Origin of the sequence: Paenibacillus sp. FSL M7-0420 (assembly GCF_038002345.1) — a bacterium.
Taxonomy (GTDB): Bacteria; Bacillota; Bacilli; order Paenibacillales; family Paenibacillaceae; genus Paenibacillus_AQ.
Map to the genome: position 1 here is coordinate 1452602 of NZ_JBBOCJ010000001.1, position 23243 is coordinate 1475844.

General features: G+C 55.7%; 16 protein-coding genes and 2 pseudogenes. 15 read left to right on the plus strand and 3 right to left on the minus strand.

What is annotated here, in order from left to right; translation table 11 throughout:
* Window positions 1-386 precede the first annotated feature (386 nt).
* From MKX51_RS06230 to MKX51_RS06245, 4 genes are all read left to right on the plus strand, one after another.
* Entirely contained in the window at window positions 387-3974 is a 3588-nt protein-coding gene (locus MKX51_RS06230) for a DUF5107 domain-containing protein (protein WP_340991616.1), read from the plus strand.
* Entirely contained in the window at window positions 3947-5908 is a 1962-nt protein-coding gene (locus MKX51_RS06235; protein WP_340991617.1) for a glycoside hydrolase family 2 protein, read from the plus strand. Before MKX51_RS06230 ends, MKX51_RS06235 begins: the two co-directional genes overlap by 28 nt.
* Window positions 5909-5947: 39 nt before the next feature.
* Complete coding sequence (locus MKX51_RS06240) at window positions 5948-7234, plus strand: cellulase-like family protein (RefSeq protein WP_340991619.1); 1287 nt, start codon at window positions 5948-5950, stop codon at window positions 7232-7234.
* A 117-nt stretch (window positions 7235-7351) separates the two neighbouring features.
* Window positions 7352-7747, plus strand: coding sequence for a DUF488 domain-containing protein (locus tag MKX51_RS06245; protein ID WP_340991620.1), 396 nt, complete (start codon window positions 7352-7354; stop codon window positions 7745-7747).
* Window positions 7748-7814: 67 nt separating this feature from the next.
* Here the strand turns inward: MKX51_RS06245 and hmpA are convergent, their stop codons facing one another.
* Entirely contained in the window at window positions 7815-8996 is a 1182-nt protein-coding gene (gene hmpA, locus MKX51_RS06250; RefSeq protein WP_340995521.1) for an NO-inducible flavohemoprotein, read from the minus strand.
* Window positions 8997-9159: 163 nt separating this feature from the next.
* On the opposite strand from hmpA, the pseudogene MKX51_RS06255 reads away from it, so the two are divergent.
* Window positions 9160-9585: pseudogene (locus MKX51_RS06255) on the plus strand (RrF2 family transcriptional regulator); the annotation flags it as partial.
* A 22-nt stretch (window positions 9586-9607) separates the two neighbouring features.
* On the opposite strand, the gene MKX51_RS06260 reads toward MKX51_RS06255, so the two are convergent.
* Window positions 9608-10024 carry a hemerythrin domain-containing protein gene (locus MKX51_RS06260; RefSeq protein ID WP_340991622.1) on the minus strand — a complete coding sequence of 139 codons (417 nt, stop codon included), beginning with the start codon at window positions 10022-10024 and terminating at the stop codon, window positions 9608-9610.
* Window positions 10025-10337: 313 nt separating this feature from the next.
* On the opposite strand from MKX51_RS06260, the gene MKX51_RS06265 reads away from it, so the two are divergent.
* Genes MKX51_RS06265 through MKX51_RS06300 form a run of 8 tightly spaced genes read left to right on the plus strand, consistent with a single transcriptional unit; the run spans window position 10338 to window position 19595 of the window.
* A complete protein-coding gene (locus MKX51_RS06265; protein WP_340991623.1) occupies window positions 10338-14012 on the plus strand; it encodes a nitrate reductase subunit alpha in 3675 nt (1224 codons plus the stop codon).
* Window positions 14002-15573, plus strand: a complete 1572-nt coding sequence (narH, locus tag MKX51_RS06270) for a nitrate reductase subunit beta (protein WP_340991624.1) — start codon at window positions 14002-14004, stop codon at window positions 15571-15573. Before MKX51_RS06265 ends, narH begins: the two co-directional genes overlap by 11 nt.
* A complete protein-coding gene (gene narJ / locus MKX51_RS06275) occupies window positions 15566-16132 on the plus strand; it encodes a nitrate reductase molybdenum cofactor assembly chaperone (protein ID WP_340991625.1) in 567 nt (188 codons plus the stop codon). Before narH ends, narJ begins: the two co-directional genes overlap by 8 nt.
* On the plus strand, window positions 16129-16815 hold the full coding sequence (gene narI, locus MKX51_RS06280; RefSeq protein ID WP_340942984.1) for a respiratory nitrate reductase subunit gamma: 687 nt from the start codon (window positions 16129-16131) through the stop codon (window positions 16813-16815). The genes narJ and narI overlap by 4 nt, the downstream gene beginning before the upstream one ends.
* A 51-nt stretch (window positions 16816-16866) precedes the next feature.
* On the plus strand, window positions 16867-17325 hold the full coding sequence (locus MKX51_RS06285; protein WP_340942981.1) for a GAF domain-containing protein: 459 nt from the start codon (window positions 16867-16869) through the stop codon (window positions 17323-17325).
* Window positions 17325-18368, plus strand: coding sequence for a sensor histidine kinase (locus MKX51_RS06290; RefSeq protein ID WP_340995522.1), 1044 nt, complete (start codon window positions 17325-17327; stop codon window positions 18366-18368). Before MKX51_RS06285 ends, MKX51_RS06290 begins: the two co-directional genes overlap by 1 nt.
* A gap of 28 nt (window positions 18369-18396) precedes the next feature.
* Complete coding sequence (locus MKX51_RS06295; RefSeq protein WP_036691001.1) at window positions 18397-19044, plus strand: response regulator transcription factor; 648 nt, start codon at window positions 18397-18399, stop codon at window positions 19042-19044.
* 23 nt (window positions 19045-19067) lie between these two features.
* On the plus strand, window positions 19068-19595 hold the full coding sequence (locus tag MKX51_RS06300) for a hemerythrin domain-containing protein (protein ID WP_340991626.1): 528 nt from the start codon (window positions 19068-19070) through the stop codon (window positions 19593-19595).
* 95 nt (window positions 19596-19690) lie between these two features.
* Here the strand turns inward: MKX51_RS06300 and MKX51_RS06305 are convergent.
* A pseudogene (locus tag MKX51_RS06305) lies at window positions 19691-20107 on the minus strand (PD-(D/E)XK nuclease family transposase); the annotation flags it as partial.
* A 332-nt stretch (window positions 20108-20439) separates the two neighbouring features.
* Between MKX51_RS06305 and MKX51_RS06310 the strand changes: the two are divergent.
* Both MKX51_RS06310 and MKX51_RS06315 read left to right on the plus strand, forming a co-directional pair.
* Window positions 20440-21930: an MFS transporter gene (locus MKX51_RS06310; protein WP_340991627.1), complete on the plus strand. Its 1491-nt coding sequence runs from the start codon at window positions 20440-20442 to the stop codon at window positions 21928-21930.
* Window positions 21931-21978: 48 nt separating this feature from the next.
* Entirely contained in the window at window positions 21979-23223 is a 1245-nt protein-coding gene (locus tag MKX51_RS06315) for a molybdopterin molybdotransferase MoeA (protein WP_445321987.1), read from the plus strand.
* The last annotated feature ends 20 nt before the right edge of the window (window positions 23224-23243 follow it).

Sequence of the window (23243 nt, forward strand, 5' to 3'; positions counted from 1 at the left end):
TTTTGCAATTTTGATTCTCTGGTACAGTGGTGCCGGGGCGGATTGTTGCACAAAATGCAGGAATTTCCCCGTTTGGCCTCAGGAAGGAGGACAGATGTTGATTTTTGTGCAACAATTCCGGTTTAAGGCTGAATTCAGGAGCGGAATGTTGCATTATGGGCAGGATTTATCCCAACCCCAACCCAACCCAACCCAACCCAACCCAACCCAACCCAACCCCAACCCCAACCATCGGTCGGGAAATCGTATCCTCATCGCAGTGACGCCGGGAATCCAAGCTTGCACAGAATAAGAATATAATCCATCACTTCCCGCATTTCGTCAATTGGAAACTCCCCGGCCAGAGGCTAGAGTAGAAGTATCAAGTTAAGGGGGGCCGTGAAGTCATGAAGCGAGCAGCTAGTGGTTATACACCGGAGCTGGCCGGGAGTAACGCGAACAACACGCACAGCGCAGACAACGCAGACAACGCGGACAACGCGAACAACACGCACAACGCTGACTACGGTGGCAATGGGGACAATGCGGACAACACGCACAACGCAGACCGGGTACAGGTACGGGAGACCAGTGTGATCATACCAACCTATGAGGCGGGCGCCGCTGATCCGAACCCCATGTTTCTGGAGAAAAGAGTCTATCAGGGAAGCTCAGGGCGTGTATACCCGCATCCCGTGATTGAGAGCATCTCGGATGTGAAGCAGGATAGACAGTACAAGCTGATTACTCTGGAGAACGAATATCTGCGGATAGAGATCCTGCCGGAGCTTGGAGGACGGATCTACCGGGCGCTCGACAAGACGAATCATTATGATTTTGTCTATTATAACCGCGTCATCAAGCCTGCGCTGGTCGGCCTTGCAGGTCCCTGGATCTCTGGGGGCATTGAGTTCAACTGGCCGCAGCATCACCGCCCGAATACGTTCGGCCCTGTTGAATATAAGCTTGAGGCTGCTGCGGATGGAAGCGCTGCCGTATGGGTGAGCGAGATTGACCGGATGTACGGGACGAAGGTTACGGCTGCGTTCAGACTCTATCCCGGGAGAGCCTATCTGGAGGTCTATGCGCAGTGTTATAACCGGACGCCCCAGGCGCAGACCTTCCTCTGGTGGGCCAACCCGGCGGTTGCGGTGAATGATCAGACGCAGTCTGTTTTTCCGCCCGATGTCACAGCCGTCTTCGATCATGGTAAAAGGGATGTATCGCGGTTCCCCATTGCGACCGGTACCTACTACAAACAGGATTATTCGGAAGGCGTGGACATCTCCCGCTATAAGAATATTCCGGTTCCGACCTCCTATATGGTCTATAAGTCGGATTATAATTTCGTCGGCGGATATGATCACGGCGTCCAGGCGGGGCTGCTGCATGTGGCTGATCATCACATCTCACCGGGGAAGAAGCAATGGACCTGGGGGAACGGGGAATTCGGGCAGGCCTGGGACCGCCAGCTGACCGATGAAGACGGACCTTATATTGAACTCATGACAGGCGTGTACACCGATAATCAGCCTGACTTCACCTGGCTGCAGCCGTATGAGGAGAAGAGCTTCACCCAGTATTTCATGCCGTATAAGGGCATCGGTCTGGTGAAAAATGCCTCGGTAGACGCTGCGGTCAATCTGGAGGCGGATGCAGTATCGGCTCAGGCGGTGGTGAAGGTATACGTGACCTCACGGCTGGAGCAGGCTGTTATCCGCTTAAGCGGAGCCGCAGGCGAATATCTGCGGGAGACTGCAGATCTGTCTCCGGCAGAGGCTATAGAGCGTGCGGTTATGCTGAACCATGGAGAGCAGGAGCATGACCTCAAGCTGACGGTTCATAGTGCAGAGGGCAGGCTGCTGGTCGCCTATCAGCCGAAGCGGCGGGAGATTGAGCGCATCCCTGGGGCGGCGAAGCCGCTGGCAGTCCCGGAAGAGCTGCGCTCAGCAGAGGAGCTGTACCTGGCAGGCCTGCATCTGGAGCAGTACCGGCATGCCACCTTTGAGCCGGAGGCCTATTATATGGAAGGGCTTAAGCGGGACAGCGGGGATATCCGGCTGAATGTAGCATATGGAACGCTGCTGCTCCGCCGCGGGCAATACGCGCAGAGTGAGCCGTTGTTCCGCCGCGCCATTGAACGTCTAACCTCGCGTAATCCTAACCCGTATGACAGCGAAGCCTATTATCAGCTGGGGGTTGCTCTGCGCGGCCAGAACCGATTGGATGAGGCTTTTGCCGCTTATTACAAAGCGGTATGGTCGGCAGCCTGGCAGGCTGCGGGGTATTTCTCGCTCGCTCAGATAGCCTGCCAGCAAGGCCATTATGCCGAAGCGCTGGAGCTGGCGGAGCGTTCGCTGACCCGCAATACGCGTAATTATAGGGCAAGGAATCTCCAGTCTGCTCTGCTGCGCAGGCTTGGCCGGCTGCAGCAGGCGAGGAGATTCGCCAGTGAGACTATGCAGATTGATCCTGCTGATTTTGGCGCATACAACGAACTGGCCCTGGCCCTTGCAGCACTGGAGGATCCTGCTGCGGCCGAAGATGCGCTGACAGAATTAGAACGTCTTATGCGTGGTGACGCACACAACTACCTTAATCTTATGGCGGATTATATGGACTGCGGGCTGTATGCGGAAGCTCTTGCTGTAGGGCGGAGGGCAGTCAAATGCGGAACATCCGAATCTGAAATCGACACCGACACCGACACCGACTCCGTCTACCCGATGCTGCATTATGCCCTTGGCGAATGTTATGAGCGTACGGGACAAGATGAGCAGGCACGGGAGGCCCGCCGCCAGGGGCAAGCAGCCTGTCCGTTGTACTGCTTCCCGAACACCCTGTCCGAGCTTGAATGGCTGTTAAGCGCCATCCGGGCGAATCCCCTGGATGATAAGGCCTATTACTATCTCGGCAATCTCTATTATGACAAGAAGCGGCCGGAGGAAGCGGCGGCAAGCTGGGAACGTTCACGTGATCTGAGAGGGGATTTCGCCATCGTTCACCGCAATCTGGCTCTGGCCTATTACAATAAGCAGAACAATCCTGAGGCGGCGCTCGCTTCACTGGAGCAGGCATTTGCCTGTGCGCCGCAGGATGCGCGGATTCTGTATGAACTGGATCAGCTGCGCAAGAAGCTGGCCTGGTCCCCGGAGGAACGCCTTCAGATTCTGCAAGAGCGGCGGGCGCTGGTCGGGAAGCGGGATGATCTGTATGTGGAATATGTGACCCTTCTTAACAATCTTGGACGCTATCAGGATGCTATTGCTTCACTGTCTCAGCGTAACTTCCATCCCTGGGAAGGCGGAGAGGGTAAGGTGACCGGACAATATAAATTCGCTCATACCGAGCTTGGCAAGCAGGCACTGCAAAAGGGCAACTATAAGTCAGCAGCTGAGCACTTGGAGCAAGCGCTGGTCTATCCGCTGAATCTGGGCGAAGGCAGGCTGGAAGGCGCCCAGGAGAATAATATCTATTATTATTTGGGCGCAGCCTATGAAGGTCTTCAGCGGGAACAAGAAGCCGTCACCAGCTACACCATAGCTTCACAAGGACTGGCCGAGCCGGCAAGTGCGATGTTCTACAATGACCAGCCGCCGGAGATGATCTACTACCAGGGGCTGGCCTGGTTGAAGCTCCGTAACGGGAAGGAGGCCAAGCGCCGCTTCAATATATTGATCGATTATGCCGAGCGTCATCTTTTCGATGATATCAAGCTGGACTATTTCGCCGTATCGCTGCCGGATTTCCTGGTGTTTGAGGATGACCTCAACCGGCGTAATGTCATACATTGCCGCTACATGCGGGGGCTCGGGCTTCTCGGGCTGGGCCGGTATGAAGCAGCGGTAGCGGAGCTTGATTCCGCTCTTGCCCTGGACCCCAATCATCAGGGAGCCGGAGTTCACAGACGGATGGCCGATCATGCCTTGAACCGGGACATCTCTAAGCAGAAGGAGGACAACAGAGTATGCATACAACAGGACGGCATAATATAAGCCTGGACGAAGACTGGTGTTATCAGGCAGATACAGCAGGCATAGGAGAGCGAGAGGAATGGCAGATTACAGGCTTGCCTGCTCCAAGGGAGGCTGCGGTTCCGCATACCTGGAATGTGGAGGAAGGTCTGGAGGAACACCGGGGGGCCGGGTGGTATGAGTATACTCTCAGCATTCCTGAGGAGTGGAGCGGCAGCCGGTTCCGTCTGCATTTTGAAGCCGTCTACCGTGATGCGGTGGTCTGGGTCAACGGCCGGAAGGCCGGTTCGCATGTCAACTCCGGGTATACTGCCTTTGAGCTGGAGGTGACCGCGCATATTCTGCATGGCAAGGAGAACCGGATTACGGTAAAAGCGGATAATTCCCCGGCCGCTCAGGCGCTCCCGCAAGGCCGCAGCTTCGACTGGGCGGACGACGGGGGGATCATCCGGCCCGTACAGCTTATAGTAACCGGGCAAACGGCCGTCAAGCATATCCGCGTCTCCCCGGAGGTCCGGTTCGGACCAGCGGGCCAGCAGGCGTCCGGCCGGTTACTGGCAGACGTACAGCTATGCGGACCCTCTGCTTCAGCAACAATAGGGGCCGCTATTTTCAAGAATGGTACACAAATATGGGAGGATCACCGCCCCCTGCCCCCGCAATCCGGGACCTGGCAGCTTGCAGGGATGGAGTGGCTCCCGGTGGACTTATGGCATTTCGATCATCCGCATCTCTATCAGCTTCAGATCACCATCCGTGAGGGCGGACAGCTTCATGATGAGGTAACCGTCAATTTCGGGTTCCGTGAGATTGTGGTCAGAGGGCAGGAGCTATGGCTGAACCGTGAGCCGGTCCGCCTGATGGGTGTCGAATGGATGCCGGGTTCGAATCCGGCGGTTGGCATGGCCGAGAAGCGGGAGGATCTTGGCGCGATGCTGGAACGGCTCAAGGAGGCGAACGCTGTGATCACCCGTTTTCACTGGCAACAGGGGAATGAGCTGCTGGACTGGTGTGACCGCAACGGCATTCTTGTCCAGGAGGAAATTCCGCATTGGCAGCAGCCGGAGGAGCCGGATCAGCACACCTTCGCGGTAGCCTTGTCCCAGGCGAAGGAGATGATCCGCGATCATTCCCATCATCCGTGTATCTTCGCTTGGGGGATGGGGAATGAGCTGAACGGGCAGTCGGAGACCACCCTCCGGTACATGAAGCAGCTGAAGCAGGAGATCCATACGCTGGATTCACAGCGATTGATTAACTATGTGAGCAACACGGTCCACCTGAATCCGCGTAGTGATGCTACGGGAGCCGGGGACCTGCTGATGTGGAATGACTATATCGGAACCTGGCATGGCGAGCTGGATGAGGAAGAGGTCATCCGGCAGATGCTGGCCGATTACCCGGATAAGCCGGTGGTGGTGGCTGAATATGGCCTCTGCGAGCCGGTGTACGAAGGCGGAGATCCCAGAAGAACAGCGATTCTTCTGCACAAAACAGAGCTCTACCGCAAGTATCCCCAGTTTGCTGCGCTGATCTTTTTCAGTCTGAATGATTACCGCACGCAAATGGGAGAAGACGGGCAGGGGAGATGGAAGCAGCGGGTGCACGGTTCGGTGGATGTACATAACCGGGTGAAGCCTTCGTTTGCAGACTTGCGTGAGGTGGCTTCACCGCTCCTCCTCGCAGATGCCCCTGTGCGGCGGAACGGACGGGAGCTTGAGGTCACCCTGAAATGCCGGAAGGATATTCCCGGCTATGCCGTCCGGGGCTATTATGTAAGGGTGTCAATAGATGGCGCAGAGGAAGCAGCGCAGGTACAGGTGATTCCTGATATGCAGCCCGGAGAGGTCCGTACGCTGAGCCTCAAGTTGCCTGCTGCTCCTGGATCGGAGCTGACCCTAACGGTCTATCGTCCGAACGGCTTCAGCGTGCTGGAGCTGGAAATGGGCCAGTAGTTGACCCGGTAATTCAACTAATCCTAAGGAGTGAAAAGAATGGATGCAGTGCTGAGCAGATTGCCCCGCAAGCTTACCCTCACCATGTGGGATTTCTCCTGGTACACAATGACCTTGCCGGACGAGCCTTATCATGATCTGGCGGCAAGATGCAAGGAGGCAGCCGACAGAGGATACAACAGCATCCGGATCTGTGCCATGCCGTTCCTGTTATTCACAGCGGAAGGCAAACGCCCCGGACCGCTGCACTTCGGCAGTCTGGGGGAAGTGGGACAGCGTACCCGCTGGTATAACTGCCGCGGCGGTGCCGAGCTGGACGGACATGCGCATCTGCTGGAGCTGTTCAGACAGGCCAAGGCGCACGGACTCTACATTATGCTGTCTTCCTGGGAATATCAGCAGAGCCCCAGCTTCCTGGCCTACCCCGCACTGCGTGATGAGCTGGCTGCAATTGCTCCCGCAGAGCGGTTCATGACCCTGGCCCGGTCGATGGACCAGCTCATCCGGTATATCAAGGGGGAAGGCTTCGCTGATCGAATTGTTTATGCCGAGCTGCATAATGAAGTGGAATTCGGGCAGCTTACCGCCGTGGGTACCGTGCAGGGAATCGGCCCAGCGGATACGCCAAGGCTGGTGGCGGCCATGCAGCCTTATATCGAGGAAGCGGTGGGCTATCTCCGGGGGCAGCATCCCGATGTTCTGATCACGGCCAGCTATACGCTGAACGAAGCTTATCCGAAGGCATATGTAGCCCGTAATCTGCAGGTGGCCCACTATCATCTCTATATCAAGGGCGTACTGAATGAGCTTATGGACGCGGCGGGGTTGAATGATGAGGGGGTGTCTTTTCCGAATGCTTTTGTCCGGTCTATGCTGAGGGAAGATGCTCCGCCCTTCGGGGAATGGACCCTGCCCGCAGGGCAGGAGTGGCGGATGGAGGGCAATCCGGTCGGGATGAAGCTGATCTATCTGCATGATTGGGCCGACCCTGATCTATGGGATCTCTACCTGTATGACCGCTATGGAGCCCACAAGCTGGCGATGCTGCAAAAAGCGGCCATGCGCCTGGAAGAAGCGCAGGAATGGGCTATACATTCGGGCCTGCCGGTGGTGATCGGCGAAGGCTATGTCGGCTATACCCCGCTGCTTGCGGGCTTCGAGGAGGGCCCGGTCGGGAAATTCATTGCCGAGTATGCGCTGCGTAAGGGGATGGCGCTGGGCTTCTGGGGCATGACGCTGTGCTCCAACTGTGCGCCGCATCATCCGTTTTGGCAGGATGTAGACTGGCAGCAGCGGTGGAACCGGTACATTCTTGACGCGGAGTAGCATAGCTGTGAAGCGGCATAGTCAGCGCGGCAGACCGGCAGCTTGTCATGCCGCTGGAAGCAGAATAGACCCCGTGGTATATTGGGTGTATTTAGTGGTGAGCAGGAGGGATGCAGCATGGGAGAGCCATCCGGCGGGAAAGCCGAAGATGCTCCGTACTCTATTGGCCTGAAGCGAATCTATGAACCTGCGGACCCCGGGGACGGATACCGGATTCTGGTGGACCGGCTGTGGGCGCGCGGAGTGACGAAGGAGCAGGCAGCCATTGACGAGTGGATGAAGGAGATCGCGCCCAGCCCGGCGCTGCGCAAGTGGTTCGGACATCTGCCGGAGCGGTTCACGGCATTCAAGGAACGGTATACCCTGGAGCTGGAGGAGAATCCGGAATGCGCGGGGCATGCGGAAGTGATCCGGGAGCGGGCGCTTAATCAGAGGGTCACACTGGTCTATGCCGCGAAGGACCCGGTCCATAACCATGCGAAGGTACTCTATGAATGGCTGATTTCACGTTGAAGAAAGCGGGCTTCCTCCGAACCGGTAAGGGTTCGGCAGGCGGCCCCTTTGCTTTTAGATGAACAATCTACGCGTTGCTTAGCTGCAGTGCCGGTCCGAAGAACTCATAATGAATCTGGGTCTCAGTCATTCCCAGCTTCCGCAGTTCGCCAATCATGGCTTCCATAAAAGGAACAGGCCCGCACACGTAAGCATCTCCGGTAACATCTACATAGCTCTTCAGAATTTCGCCTGTAATCACGCCATCCGGTCCGCCGGAGTAGAAGGTTCTGGTCTTGACGTTGCTCAGCGCGGCCGCATGCTTCTCAATATCTGTACCGAAGGCAGCAAGCGATTCGTTCCGTGCAGAGTGCAGGAAGACGACCGGCCGGTCCGGTGTTACATTAGCTACTGTCTCGAGCATGCTCATCATAGGGGTGATGCCGACACCGCCTGAGATGAAGGCTACAGGGGTAGTTAAGGAAGTATCCAGCAGGAACTCGCCGGCAGGGGCGCTCGCCTCAACGGTATCGCCCTCATTCACCCCGTTATGAAGATAGACGGATACCACGCCATTCGGGTCATTCGTCTCCTCGCGTTTCACCGAAATGCGGAATTCATCCGGCTTCGGTGCTTGGGACAGGCTATACTGGCGGATCATGGTGTATTGCTCTCCAGGGATCAGCACACGGACAGAAATATACTGGCCCGGCTTATAGTCTGGTACATTCGAGCCGTCTGCCGGCTTCAGATAGAACGATGTAATGCTGCCGCTCTCCTGAACCTTACGCACCACGGTAAATGGCTTGAAGAAGTTCCAGCCGTGCTCCTGCTCCCGCGCTTCCTTGTACATGCTGTCTTCCACGCCGATGAATGCACCCGCAATCACTCCGTACGCTGCTTCCCAGGCACTCAGGATCTCATCCGTAGCAGCATCGCCCAGCACCTCCTTGATGGCCTTCAGCAGGAATTCTCCGACGATCGGGTAATGCTCCGGCTTGATGCCGAGGCTGACATGCTTGTGGGCGATCTGGACCACCGCAGGGAGTATATTCTCAAGGTTGTCTATGTGGACTGCCGCTGCGTAGACCGCATTGGCCAGTGCCGCCTGCTGGCGGCCTTGCGCCTGGTTGGCGTGGTTGAACACATTCAGCAGTTCCGGGTGGGCCTCGAACAGGTTACGGTAGAATACCGTTGTAATGGTGGTGCCGTGTTCCGCCAATACTGGCGCTGTGGATTTGACAATGTCACGAGTCTCTTGTGTTAAAATATGAATCATCCCCTCTCCATATAGTACAAAATTAATATATACGGTTTTGAAGATAAAAGATATATTTAAAATACCACTTTAACAAATTAGACAAAGAATATGATAAACTTTGTAATAAATATCACTTACGTGAAGCTAAGTTAATATAGAACGGAGCATGACTATGCGGCTGACCTTATATACCGATTACTCCCTGCGAATCCTCATGTATCTGGGAGCCAAGCAGAGGGAGGAGTTGACTACAATCCAGGATATCTCCAGTGCCTACGGCATCTCCAAGAATCATCTGATGAAGGTCTCGCATGAACTCGGCAAGGCGGGCTATCTCGAAACGGTGAGAGGTCGCGGGGGAGGGATCAGGCTTGCGCTTGCGCCGGAGAGGATCAATATCGGGGAGGTTGTGCGCCGGATGGAGGATGATTTCTATCTCGTTGAGTGCTTCAATCCCTCAGGCGGAAGCTGTCCGATCTCACCGGTGTGCAGACTCAAAGGCGTGCTGGGCAAGGCCCTGCACGCCTATCTGAAGGTGCTTGAAGAGTATACACTTGAGGATCTGCTGATGAATAGAGATGATCTGCGTGCTATTCTGCAGGAGAGCGGCAGCAGTCATGCTACTCCCCGAACAGCAGCCGTTCCTCATCCCGGCTATGAATCGCATTCACAACCAGCAGGGCATGGAACTGGTGCAGCACCTCAGGGGTGAGGCCGTCTTCGGCAAGCATGCTTTTGACATCCTGCACGATGATCCGCAGCAGCTCATGATCCCGCTTCAGCCGGATAACGGGTTCTTCCAGGTTCGGATTCTTCACAATCATCTCCTGATAGAATCCGTCTTCCTCCGCATCGGCATGGCTGAGTATCCGCGTCTCCCAGTACTCAATCAAGTGGTCAGCCGCCTGGCGGGCCACCTCCACTTCCTTAAGCGCCAGCAGCTCTTCCACTTCTTCTGTCTTGGCTACAGCGCCGGAGAGCCCGCCCTGATGTATGGCATGATGGGCATGCAGCTGGCGCAGTGAGGATCCTGACATTCTTCTTCATCCTCCCGTACTATAACTATCACAGACGTATCTACTGGTCAGTATAGCATACAGAGCTGCCATGGAATTCCCGCTAAGAGCTTCCCCTGGGCATAAAGAGGGAACTCCCTAATGGGGACCCCTGTCCGGCAGTACACATGCAGAATCAGAGCTTTTCTCCTCAAGGGGGAAGGCTTTTTTGCTGCGGGGTGAGATCAAGGGAATTCCCGAGGTTCAATAGGTGTTTCCCTAATGGGAAGCGCGGCCGGGGAGATCCATAATGAGATTAATTGAATAGATTCGTACAAAGGAGTGTTCTGGACAGATGAAGAAGAAATTCGGCCTTAACTTTTTTAAGCCGGTGGAGAGCTATTCCGGGAACTGGTCCATTCTTGAAGAGAAAAATAGAGATTGGGAGAACATGTACCGCCAGCGCTGGTCTCACGATAAAGTAGTCCGCACCACCCACGGCGTGAACTGTACAGGCTCCTGCAGCTGGAAGGTGTTCGTGAAGAACGGGATCATCACCTGGGAGAACCAGCAGATCGATTACCCGTCCTGCGGACCGGATATGCCGGAGTTCGAGCCGCGCGGCTGTCCGCGCGGAGCTACCTTCTCCTGGTACGAATACAGCCCGCTGCGCGTGAAGTATCCGTATATCAGAGGGAAGCTGTGGCGGCTGTGGCAGACGGCGCTCCAGGAGCATGACAATTATGTCGATGCCTGGGCCAGCATTGTGGAAGATCCCGAGAAGGCCAGCCAGTATAAGAAGGCACGCGGCAAGGGCGGCCATGTCCGGGTAGCCTGGGATGATGCCCTGCGGCTGATCGCAGCGCAGCTGATCTATACGATCCGCAAATACGGCCCTGACCGGATCGCCGGGTTCACCCCGATTCCGGCCATGTCGATGGTCAGCTACGCTTCAGGAGCGCGGTTCATCTCGCTGCTGGGCGGTCAGATGCTGAGCTTCTATGACTGGTATGCCGATCTTCCTCCGGCTTCGCCGCAGATCTGGGGCGAGCAGACGGATGTCCCGGAATCCTCGGACTGGTACAACGCCGGTTACCTGATGATGTGGGGCTCGAACGTGCCGCTGACCCGGACGCCGGACGCCCACTTCATGACCGAAGTGCGCTACAAAGGCACCAAGGTCGTATCGGTCGCCCCGGATCTCGCCGAGAACGTGAAGTTCGCCGACAATTGGCTGGCTCCGAATCCCGGCTCGGATGCAGCGCTTGCCCAGGCGATGACGCATGTTATCCTGCAGGAATTCTACCAGGAACGCCAGGAGCCGATGTTCCTGAATTATGCCAAGCAATATACCGACATGCCGTTCCTGATTCTGCTCGATCCGCATGAGGACAGCCTGAAGGGCGGACGCTTCCTGCGGGCCAGTGATCTGGGCGATGCTTCTCCGCACTCGGACTGGAAGCCGGTGATCTTCGATGAAGCCACAGGCGAGATGATTGTGCCGAACGGGACGATGGGGCAGCGCTGGGAGGAAGGCAAGAAGTGGAACCTGATTCTTGAGCGGGAGGACGGCAGCAAGGTGGAGCCGGCCCTGACCATTGAAGGCCATGGGGAAGAGTGGACGGAGATCGTATTCCCGTACTTCGATAATGCCGGTAACGGCACCTTCAGCAGAATCATCCCGGCCCGGAAGATGAAGCTTGCGGACGGCACGGAACGTTATGTCGCTACCGTATACGACCTGATGATGAGCCAGTACGGCATTAAGCGCAGAGACAGTCTGCTGAACGCCAAGGGATATGAGGATGAAATGTCTCATTACACTCCGGCCTGGCAAGAGAAGATTACTACAGTAAAAGCAAGCGTCGTTGTGCAGATTGCCCGCGAGTTCGCCCAGAACTCCATTGAGACCGGCGGACGCTCCATGATTATCATGGGCGCAGGTATCAACCACTGGTTCAACAGTGATACCATCTATCGTTCCATCCTGAATCTGGTGGTGCTGACCGCATCTCAGGGAGTCAACGGCGGCGGCTGGGCGCATTATGTCGGCCAGGAGAAATGCCGTCCGATTGAAGGCTGGTCCACCGTTGCCTTCGCGAAGGATTGGCAGGGTCCAGCGCGGCAGCAGAATGCAACCTCGTTCTTCTATTTTGCCACCGAGCAGTGGCGGTATGAGGAGAGTGGCACCGATTCCCTGAAATCGCCGACCGGCGGGGATGTTGCTTACCAGCACCCGGCAGATTACAACGTGCTGGCTGCGCGGCTAGGCTGGCTGCCGTCCTTCCCGCAATTCAACAAGAACAGCCTGCTGTTCGCCGAGGAAGCGGCGCAGCAAGGCAAGAAGACGAATGCGGAGATTATCGGCCATGCCGTAGAAGAGATTACATCGCGGAAGACGCGCTTTGCTGTAGAAGATCCCGGCGCACCGGAGAACTTCCCGCGCTCCCTGTTCATCTGGCGCTCGAACCTGATCTCAAGCTCCGCCAAGGGACAGGAATACTTCATGAAGCATCTGCTCGGAGCCTCGGATGGTCTGCTGGCCGAGCCGAATGAGGAGCAGAAGCCGGAGGAGATCGTCTGGCGGGAGGATGTGGAAGGCAAGCTGGATCTGATGGTCGCCCTGGATTTCCGGATGACCACGACGCCGCTGTATGCCGATATTGTCCTGCCGGCCGCAACCTGGTATGAGAAAACAGATCTGTCGTCCACCGACATGCATCCGTTCGTCCATCCGTTCAATCCGGCCGTGAATCCGCTATGGGAATCCCGTTCCGACTGGGATATCTACCGCCAGCTCTCGGAGGTATTCTCCGAAATGGCGAAATCGCAGCTGCCCGGCGTCTATAAAGATGTGGTAATGTCTCCGCTGGGCCATGACTCCATCAGCGAAATCTCACAGCCGATGGGTCTGGTCAAGGATTGGGCCAAGGGCGAGGTGCCGGCCATTCCGGGTAAAACCATGCCGAACTTCACCATTGTCGAGCGGGATTACACGCAAATTCACCATAAATACAGCTCGCTCGGACCGAATCTGGCTACCGGCAAAGCAGGCGCACACGGCGTCAGCTTCTCGGTTGCCGAAGAATACGAAGAGCTGAAGAAGATCAGCGGTGTGCATTACGACGAAACGATCCGGCACGGACTGCCGAAGCTGCAGACGGCCCGCCAGGCGGCGGATGCCATTCTGCATCTGTCTTCCGCCACCAACGGCCGCGTCTCCCAGAAGGCTTATGAGTCGGCCGAGAAGGATCACGGGGTCGAGCTGCGGGATATTTCGGCAGACCGGGCCGCCGAGAAAATTACGTTCCAGAGCATTACCGCACAGCCGCGAGAGGTGATTCCGACACCGGTATTCAGCGGCTCGAATAAGCAAGGCCGCCGGTATTCGCCGTTCACTACGAACATCGAACGTCTCGTGCCGTTCCGTACCCTGACCGGGAGACAACATTTCTATATTGACCATGAGATCTTCCAGCAGTTCGGCGAAGCGCTGCCGGTCTACAAGCCGACCCTGCCTCCAATAGTCTTCGGGCCGCGCGACAAGGCCGTGAAGGGCGGAACCGATGCGCTGGTTCTGAGATACCTGACGCCGCACGGCAAATGGAATATCCACTCGACCTACCAGGATAACCAGCACATGCTGACCTTGTTCCGGGGAGGTCCGACGGTGTGGATCAATAACGAGGATGCGGCGGCTCATGACATTGCGGATAACGACTGGCTTGAGGTCTATAACCGTAACGGGGTCGTCACTGCGCGCGCCGTGGTCAGCCACCGGATGCCGAGAGGCACCATGTTCATGTACCACGCCCAGGATAAGCATATTCAGGTGCCGGGCTCCGAGATTACGGATACGCGCGGCGGAAGCCATAATGCGCCAACCCGGATTCACCTGAAGCCTACCCAGATGGTCGGCGGATATGCACAGCTCAGCTACGGCTTCAACTACTACGGTCCGATCGGCAACCAGCGTGATGTCTACGTAGCCGTCCGCAAAATGAAGGAGGTCAACTGGCTTGAAAATTAAAGCGCAAGTGGCAATGGTAATGAATCTGGATAAATGCATCGGCTGCCACACCTGCAGCGTGACCTGTAAGACCACCTGGACAAACCGCAAGGGTGCGGAATATATGTGGTTCAACAACGTGGAAACGAAGCCGGGTATCGGCTATCCGAAGCGCTGGGAGGACCAGGAGCTGTACAAGGGCGGCTGGCAGCTGCGCAAGGGCCGGCTTGAGCTGAAATCCGGCAACAAGCTGTCCAAGATCGCGCTCGGCAAAATCTTCTACAACCCTGATATGCCGGAAATGAAGGATTATTATGAGCCTTGGACCTATAACTATGAGCATCTGACGAGTGCCGGGGAGCAGAAGCATTCCCCGGTCGCCCGGGCCCACTCTGCTGTCACCGGCGAGAAGATGGATCTGGAATGGGGACCGAACTGGGAGGATGATCTGGCGGGCGCGCATGTGACCGGCCCGCTGGACCCGAACATTCAGAAGATCGAGGAAGAGATCAAGTTCAACTTCGAGAAATCCTTCATGATCTATCTGCCCCGTCTGTGCGAGCACTGCCTGAACCCGAGCTGTGTGGCTTCCTGTCCGTCGGGAGCGATGTACAAACGCGATGAGGACGGCATCGTTCTCGTGGACCAGGAAGCCTGCCGCGGCTGGAGATATTGCATGACCGGCTGTCCGTACAAGAAGGTGTACTTCAACTGGCAGACCAACAAGGCGGAGAAATGCACCTTCTGCTTCCCGCGTGTGGAGGCAGGCCTGCCAACGGTATGCTCCGAGACCTGTACGGGCCGTATCCGCTACCTTGGCGTTCTGCTGTATGATGCCGACAAGGTGCTGGATGCCGCATCCACCCCGAATGAGAAGGATCTGTACCAGGCCCAGTGTGATCTGTTCCTGAATCCGCATGATCCGGAAGTCAGAGCGCAGGCGAGAAAAGACGGCATCTCCGAGGACTGGCTGGAGGCTGCGCAGAACTCGCCGGTCTACAAGCTGGCGATTGAGCATAAGCTGGCCTTCCCGCTGCACCCGGAGTACCGGACGCTGCCGATGGTATGGTACGTACCGCCGCTTAGCCCGATCATGAACTACTTTGAGGGCAAGGATTCACTGAAGAACCCGGATATGATTTTCCCTGCGATCGAAGAGATGCGTACACCTATTCAATATCTGGCGAATATGCTGACGGCTGGCGACACGGAGACCGTGAAGGAAGCTCTGCAGCGGATGGCGATGATGCGCTCTTACATGCGCGCCCAGTCTACCGGCCAGGAGTTCGATCTTAGCCGTCTGGAACGTGTCGGCATGACGGCGCAGCAGACCGAGGAAATGTACCGCCTGCTGGCCATTGCCAAATATGAGGACCGCTTCGTGATCCCGACCTCCCACAAGGAGCAGCACATGAACCCTTACCGTGCCCAAGGCTCTGCCGGTTACGGCAGCGGAATGGGCGATATGGGCTCCGGATCCGGCTGTGACGGCTGCGGACCGGCGAGCCCTTCCGGCGACACCTTGAAGACCGGCAAGGAGATGTATGAAGAGAATTTCTACGGGGGGATCTGGCGTGATTGATCTGAGCAAACTGCATCATTACAAGCAATCCTTCGGTTATTTCGCCCTGCAGCTCATGTACCCGGAGAAGCTGGATTTCCATCCGGCTTTTCTGGAAGAGGCGTTTGACCCCGGCCACCCGGCATATTCCCATGTCCAGACCTACTGGAAGCTCATGCAGAGCTTCAGCCTGGAAGAGATCCAGGAGAATTATGCGGCTACGTTTGATTTTCATAAGGACTGCGCACTCTATATGACCTACTTCAAATTCGAGGATGCCAAGGAACGCGGGCAAATGCTCGCCAAGCTGAAGCTGCTGTACGAAATGTTCGGCCTTGAAATGCCGGAGAATGAGCTGCCGGATTACCTGCCGCTGATGTGTGAGTTCATCTATGCCGCGCAGTGGCTGGACGTCCCCGGCGCGCCGGAGAACTTCCGGATGCTGATGGCGATTCTGGAGGATGGCTCGTATCATCTGGTGAAGGCGCTGGAGCAGCGGGAGAGTCCTTATTATCACCTGGTTAAAGGATTGCGAGAAACCTTCAAAGCTTGTGCGGAACAGGAGGCCCTAAGTCAATGAATATGCTGGGTCAGTTTTTATGGGTTATTTTCCCGTATATGTGTATGGTCGTATTTATCGGCGGGCATATTGCCCGCTACCGCAAGGATCAATTCAATTGGACCGCCAAATCCAGTGAATTCATTGAGAAAAAACAGCTGAAATTCGGCAGCATTCTGTTCCACCTCGGCATCATGCCGGTCATTCTGGGTCACATCGGCGGTCTCGCCGTGCCCAAGTCCTGGCTGGAGGCTGTCGGCGTCAGCGATCATATGTACCACATTGGCGCCGTATACATCGGAGGGATCTTCGGTGCGGCCACCCTGGCTGGAATGCTGATCCTGACCTCACGGCGCTTCACCCTGAAGAACGTCCGCCGGCTCAGCAGCGCCTCCGATCTGATCGTCAACTCGCTCCTGCTGTTCATTGTGTTCATGGGGATGTACTCCACTATTGTCACGAATGCCGTACAGCCTGAGTTCGATTACCGGGATACAATCTCCGTGTGGTTCCGCGGCTTGTTCATGTTCCGCCCGGACCCGTCGCTGATGAGCGGAGTGCCGTTCTCCTTCAAGCTTCACATCCTGTCAGGGTTCGCGATCTTTGCCTTCTGGCCGTTCACCCGGCTGGTTCACGTATGGAGTGTTCCGTTGAATTATGTAGGCAGAAGTTATATCCTATACAGAAGAAATAAATCAAATTAACGGAAGAGCAGCGTGGACTTCTTTCCCTGTTCAATCCGAGGAGAGAAAGCGATGATGAATAAGGTGGATTACCAGACCCGGCTTGACCAGATCCGTAAGTGCCTGGGATATGACTTCATGTCGCTGGCGTTCGCCGAACCGGCGGAGTATGACTATGCGATCCGCTGGAAATACGCCTCAGGCAATATAAGTGACCGATACAAACGGATTGTGCTGCAATCCGGCAGAGGGATTGCCGGCATCGTGTTCAAGACCGGCAAGCCGTTCCTGATCCCTTCGGTGAAGCTTATGGTGAAGCCCGACAGCCTGTTCAATTATCCCATCACCAAGATGGAGAATCTGAACAGCATCGGGGCGGTGCCGATGTGGAATGATGCCCGCGTGGCAGGCGTGCTTCTCGGCGGCTTCAGAGGGGACCGGCAGGTGACCGCTGAGATGCTGGGTGACCTGGAAGCGACGGCGCGGGGCGGCATTGGAGACTTGGACGGGAAGGAATTGTTGCTCAGTTGATGAACCCCGCTACGGATTTGCGCAGTGAGCTAATGACGAAGCTGTTCGAGAACAGCTCGGAGGCGATGTTCTTTTTTGACCGGCAAGGGAAAGCCCTGGCGATGAATCCGGCTGCCGAGACGATCGTCGACAAGGATATTCTGAGGCAGCTGTATCAGGGGAATCCTGAAGCGCTCTGCGGAACCTGCCGGGGATATACCAGCGAGACGGAGCTGCGGACCTGCCTGAATTGTTATTTTCACACCCCGGACTCGGAGGAGTTCACCTCTTATCAGGTCTATCTGGAGACCAGAGACAAGGGGATTGTCCCGTATGCGGCAACCTTTCACACTATAGATGAAGAGAACGGAATCCGGGTGTTCATGCTCAGGGATCTATCGAGACAGTTCAAGACGCAGGAGAAGTTCTACCAGAACAAAATGATGAAGCATATTATTGAAGCCCAGGAGAATGAACGCAAGCGGATCTCCCGTGAACTGCACGACAGCGTTGCGCAAGAGCTGATGAGTGCCGTGATTGATCTGCGTGTGCTGAAATATATGACAGCCGATGACGGCCTGTTGAAGAAAGTGAAGCAAACCGAAGTGTCGATGACCCGCCTGCTGAGTGATATCCGCAACCTGTCGGTGGAGCTTAGGCCGGCTGCCCTGGATGATTTCGGTCTGGAGGCGGCTTTCCGCTCCCACTTCAAGCGGGTGGAGCAAACGTATGGCCTCGTGATTGAGTATGAATCCCGGCTGCCCGAGAAGCGGTACGGGAGTGAGATTGAGACGGTCATGTACCGGGTATGCCAGGAAGCGGTGCTGAATGCCCTGAAGTACGCCCAGGTAGACAGCGTCAAGGTCTCGCTTACCGAGAACGGCGGCATGCTGCAGCTTCTGGTTCAGGATGACGGCATCGGCTTCCAGCTGGGAGATGAGCCTGCCGGAACCGGACTCGGCCTGTTCGGGATGCAGGAGCGGGCGGAGCTGGTGGGTGGAACTTTCAGCGTAGATTCAGAGACCGGCAAGGGGACCCGGATTATGCTGCAGGTTCCTGTATGATGGGCCGAAGGAAAGGAATGAGCTTCTGATGAAGATCGTCATTGCGGACGACCATGCGATCGTGCGCAGCGGGTTCTCCATGATTCTTAATTTTCAGGATGATATTGAAGTGATCGGAGCAGCGGCGGACGGCAGGGAAGCCTACACCATGGTCGCCAAGCTCCGGCCGGATATCCTGATCATGGATTTAAGCATGCCTCCGGGAGAAAGCGGTCTGACCGCAACCGGCAAGATCAAAGAGGATTATCCCGACACCCGGATCCTGATTCTGACGATGCATGACGATGATGAATATCTCTTCCATGTCTTGAAGAACGGGGCCTCCGGGTATGTGCTCAAGAGTGCGCCGGACGAGGAGCTGCTGCTGGCGATCCGGACGATTTACGAAGGCGGTACTTATATTCATCCCAAGATGGCTACCTCGCTGGTCCGTGAGTTCATTAAGCAAGACAAGACCGGCGGGACGGAAGATCTGTTCGAGCTGCTGTCCAAGCGGGAGCTGGAGATTCTGCCGCTCATTGCCAAGGGATACGGGAATAAGGAGATTGCAGAGAAGCTCTTTATTTCCGTTAAGACCGTGGAAGCCCACAAGGCCAAAATTATGGAGAAGCTTAACCTTAAAAGCCGGCCCGAGCTGGTCGAATACGCTTTGAGGAAAAAAATGCTGGATTTCTGACCGGCCACTGGAGGGTTAGCTGTATGCCGGAACATACAGACCTTAAGTTTACGCTGCCCGCGATGCGCATCCTTGAGAATGAACACCGCTATCTATCTTTTCTGATGGAGGAATGGCATGCCATTGTCCTCTGGTTTGAGCAGGAGCAGATTACGCTGGAAGAGGCTAAGGCCCAGCTTGAGAAGCTGCGTAAGGCAGTGCTTGCGTTCAGCGTTCCGCTGAAGCGGCACACGGAGAAGGAAGAGACGTATTTCTTTCCGCTGCTGGGCCAGTATATCGGCTTCGACCAGGGTCCGCTGGCCGGCATCCAGGAGGAGCACCGTGAGATTGACGGGTACATCGGGCATTTCCTGCATCACTCCGAGGGAGATATCAGCCAGATGACACTCGCGGGAATCCGCTCAGCCGTACAGGATGCGGGAGAGGCCTTTGAGGTGCTGACGGTCCATTTTGTCAAAGAAGAGACCGTGATCTTCCCGATGGGCGAGAACCAGCTGAGTCCGAAGGACAAGGAGCGCCTAGGCGGACAGTTGAATACGCTGATTACGTGACAAAAAACAGGCCGCTCCATTCTAACTGGGGCGGCTTTTTTGATACTTTTGATATTTGATAATAGAGGAATTTATACTTTTCAACAGGGGTTCGGTCAGTGCTTCCCCATCTGTGCTTTCAACCTTAGGATTTGTTGTTCTGTGAGACCTGAAGCTTTAAGAATAACTGAGGTCTCTACTCCAAGCGCAAGAAGTTCAAGTACTATAGCCTCTGCCCTTTTTTGTTCACCCTTAGCAATTCCCTCCGCAATTCCTTCCGCACGTCCTTCCGCACGTCCTTCTGCTTTAGCACCATTCATCCGTGAAGCCTCATCACGCAAATACTTCATCCGGGCATCATACTCCATACGTGTAGCGGCATCCTGGCTCAGAAATTCAAGTGTATCCATTGCTTTTTTTAACATGGGTTCATTCATGGTCAGCACCTCCCAGTTTGGTTGTTCAACACCCTTCAGGAATAATAACCAGTTGATTAAACCGCCTGTTAACGGTATGGCCTGATCCTCAAGCTCGGCTTATTATATCATGGCAGAATTACGCGTTGTAGACAAAATCAGCCTTTTTGGATACATATAATGCTATTCTGTCCCTAAAACTCTGTAACGCATACACTCAATTAGGCGGCGTTATTTTTTACAAGAATGTATATGTTTTAGGGTCCCCGCAAAGTACCTGAGTCATCACCTACACTAAAGCCCCACTTTGTGGGGTTATTTTAGGGTTTACCCTGTCAGGGAAAGGGGACTCCCCTATATCTGAGCCGGGGAACGGCGGATACAATGAGTACAGGAAGTATCAATAACAGGAAATCATCACAAGAAAAAACGGCGGAAAGGTGAAACGAATGATTAAAAAAATGCAATTGCCGCTGCAAACCTTAAACTTGATTACCGGATTCATGGTGTGGGTGATTATCTCTTCGCTGATGCCCTTTATCTCGGAGGATATCAGCATTCCTTCCGGACGGCTGGCGATGGTCACGGCGATTCCGGTAGTGCTTGGCTCGATTCTGAGAATTCCGCTGGGCTATTATGCGAATATTCTGGGGGCGCGGATTATTTTTATGTCGAGCTTCGTGCTGCTGCTGTTCCCGGTCTACTTCATCAGTGAAGCGTCCACAGTCACACATCTTATTATCGGAGGCCTGTTTTTGGGGGTAGGAGGAGCTGTATTTTCAGTAGGCGTAACCTCATTGCCGAAGTACTATGCGAAGGAGAAGCATGGTCTGGTTAACGGTATCTATGGAATCGGGAATCTCGGTACAGCGGTTACGACCTTCTCAGCGCCAATCCTGGCAGCACAGTTCGGCTGGCAGACTGCGGTCAAAATGTATCTGATTCTGCTGCTGGTATTCATCGTTCTTAACTTCTTCTTCGGTGACCGTCAGGAGCCCAAGCTCCGCACTCCGATTATTGAACAGATCAAGAGCGTGTCCAGGAACGAGAAGCTTTGGCTGTTCTCCCTGTTCTATTTCATTACCTTTGGCTCCTTCGTAGCCTTTACCATTTATCTGCCTAATTTTCTGGTATCCAGTTTTGGTCTGGAAAAGGTAGATGCCGGGATGCGCACCGCCGGCTTCATCGCGGTAGCGACCTTCTTCCGTCCGATTGGCGGCTGGCTGGCTGACAAGTTCCAGCCTTTATTCTTACTTATCTTCACCTTCAGTGTATATACGGTGGCTGCTATTATTCTGGCCTTCATGCCGGACATGGGCCTGTATACGGCAGGCTGCCTGGCGATTGCGGTAAGTGCCGGAATCGGCAACGGTGTTATTTTCAAGCTGGTACCTCTGTACTTCAATAAGCAGGCGGGGATTGCCAACGGGATTGTGTCGATGATGGGCGGTCTGGGCGGATTCTTCCCTCCGATTATGCTATCTGTGATTCATGCGGCAACCGGACAATATTCCATCGGCTTCATGCTGCTGTCCCAGGTAGCGTTGGCCAGTCTGGTGCTTGTGGTGTGGCTGTACTTCCAGGACCGGCTTGCTCTTACCTCTGAGGTGTTCAATTCGACCGGCCAGGGGATTCTGGTTACGGATGTGTCCGGCCACATCAAGACGGTCAATCCGGCCTTCACGAGGCTTACCGGCTACACCGAAGAAGAGGTGCTGGGCAAACAGCCGAGCCTGCTGAAATCCGGCCGCCAGCCGAAGGACTTTTACCGCGTGATGTGGGGTGAGGTCAAGTCAAAGGGCATGTGGCAGGGCGAGATCTGGAACAAGCGCAAGAACGGGGAAGAATACCTGCAGTGGCTGAATATTAGCGCCGTGAAGGATGAGACCGGTGAAGATGTCCGGTATGTAGGCACCTTCAGCGATATTACGCAGAAATAAACGGATGTACGGATGCTCAGTCCGGTACCCGCTGAGGAGCAGATGAGGGTGGAGATGAACAGAATCTCGGTTACTGTAGCGGAAGCTGTGCTGCGGGTAACCGGAAGAGTATGCCGCACAGGTACAGAGAACGTTCCGCTTCATGCAAGCTATGGACGTATTCTGGCCGGGCCGCTCACCGCAACCCATGATGTACCGCATTTCACCCGGTCCCCGTATGACGGCTATGCCATCGCTTCCAGAGATTCGGCCGGTGCTTCCGGCAGTAACCGGGTAAGCTTCACCGTGGTGGATCATATCGGCGCAGGGGAAGTGTCGCAGGCTGTAATCGGCCCTGGTGAAGCGGTACGGCTGATGACAGGGGCAGCGCTCCCGGCCGGGGCAGATGCGGTAGTTATGTTTGAACAAGCAGTCTCCGCAGGGCGGACATTTACGATCCGCAAGGCGTTTGCGCCGCAGGAGAATCTCTCTCTGCAAGGGGAGGATATGCAGGCGGGGGAGACAGTCATTCCGGCCGGGAGCTTCATTCATCCCGGGGTTGTGGCGCTGCTGGCTACATTCGGTTACGGGGAGGTTAAGGCAGGGAAGCGGCCGGTGGTGGGGATTCTGTCTACAGGCACCGAGCTGCTGGCAGTGACAGACCCGCTCGTACCCGGCAAAATCCGTAACAGCAACGGGCCGATGATTGCCGCCCAGCTCGCGCGGATGGGCATTCCTTACCGGATCTATGATACAGCAGCGGACCGGCTGGAGGAATGCCTGCAGACCGTCCGTCAGGCGCTCGCTGAGACCGACTGTCTGATCACAACGGGCGGAGTGTCAGTGGGCGATTATGACTACCTGCCGGAGATCTACAAGCGCCTTGGAGCTGAGGTGTTGTTCAACAAGGTAGCGATGCGTCCCGGCAGTGTGACTACAGTGGCAGTAGCCGGGGATCAATTCCTGTTCGGACTGTCCGGCAATCCGTCGGCTTGCTTCACCGGCTTCGAGCTGTTCGTAAGACCTGCGCTGCTTAAGATGATGGGGGCGGAACAATTATATCTCCCGCGTACCACAGCCGCTCTGGCGGAGGATTTCACCAAGGCGAGCCCGTTCACCCGGTTCATCCGGGCGGTATATGACGGCACTGCGGTCCGGCCGGCCGGCTTCAACAAATCGAACGCCGTCTCCTCCATCGCACGCGGTAATTCCCTAATAGTACTGCCGGGCGGAACAAGAGGCTTCGCCGCAGGAGATCAGGTGGATGTCCTGCTGCTCGGGGTGGAAGAGGGCATGAATGATTGGGTACTGTAAGGTTAAGTGTACGGGAAGGG

Coding starts and splice junctions, on each gene's coding strand:
- MKX51_RS06230 (WP_340991616.1), top strand. CDS start 387: ATGAAGCGAGCAGCTAGTGGTTATACACCGGAGCTGGCCGGGAGTAAC.
- MKX51_RS06235 (WP_340991617.1), top strand. CDS start 3,947: ATGCATACAACAGGACGGCATAATATAAGCCTGGACGAAGACTGGTGT.
- MKX51_RS06240 (WP_340991619.1), top strand. CDS start 5,948: ATGGATGCAGTGCTGAGCAGATTGCCCCGCAAGCTTACCCTCACCATG.
- MKX51_RS06245 (WP_340991620.1), top strand. CDS start 7,352: ATGGGAGAGCCATCCGGCGGGAAAGCCGAAGATGCTCCGTACTCTATT.
- MKX51_RS06260 (WP_340991622.1), bottom strand. CDS start 10,024: ATGTCAGGATCCTCACTGCGCCAGCTGCATGCCCATCATGCCATACAT.
- MKX51_RS06265 (WP_340991623.1), top strand. CDS start 10,338: ATGAAGAAGAAATTCGGCCTTAACTTTTTTAAGCCGGTGGAGAGCTAT.
- narI (WP_340942984.1), top strand. CDS start 16,129: ATGAATATGCTGGGTCAGTTTTTATGGGTTATTTTCCCGTATATGTGT.
- MKX51_RS06285 (WP_340942981.1), top strand. CDS start 16,867: ATGATGAATAAGGTGGATTACCAGACCCGGCTTGACCAGATCCGTAAG.
- MKX51_RS06290 (WP_340995522.1), top strand. CDS start 17,325: ATGAACCCCGCTACGGATTTGCGCAGTGAGCTAATGACGAAGCTGTTC.
- MKX51_RS06295 (WP_036691001.1), top strand. CDS start 18,397: ATGAAGATCGTCATTGCGGACGACCATGCGATCGTGCGCAGCGGGTTC.
- MKX51_RS06300 (WP_340991626.1), top strand. CDS start 19,068: ATGCCGGAACATACAGACCTTAAGTTTACGCTGCCCGCGATGCGCATC.
- MKX51_RS06310 (WP_340991627.1), top strand. CDS start 20,440: ATGATTAAAAAAATGCAATTGCCGCTGCAAACCTTAAACTTGATTACC.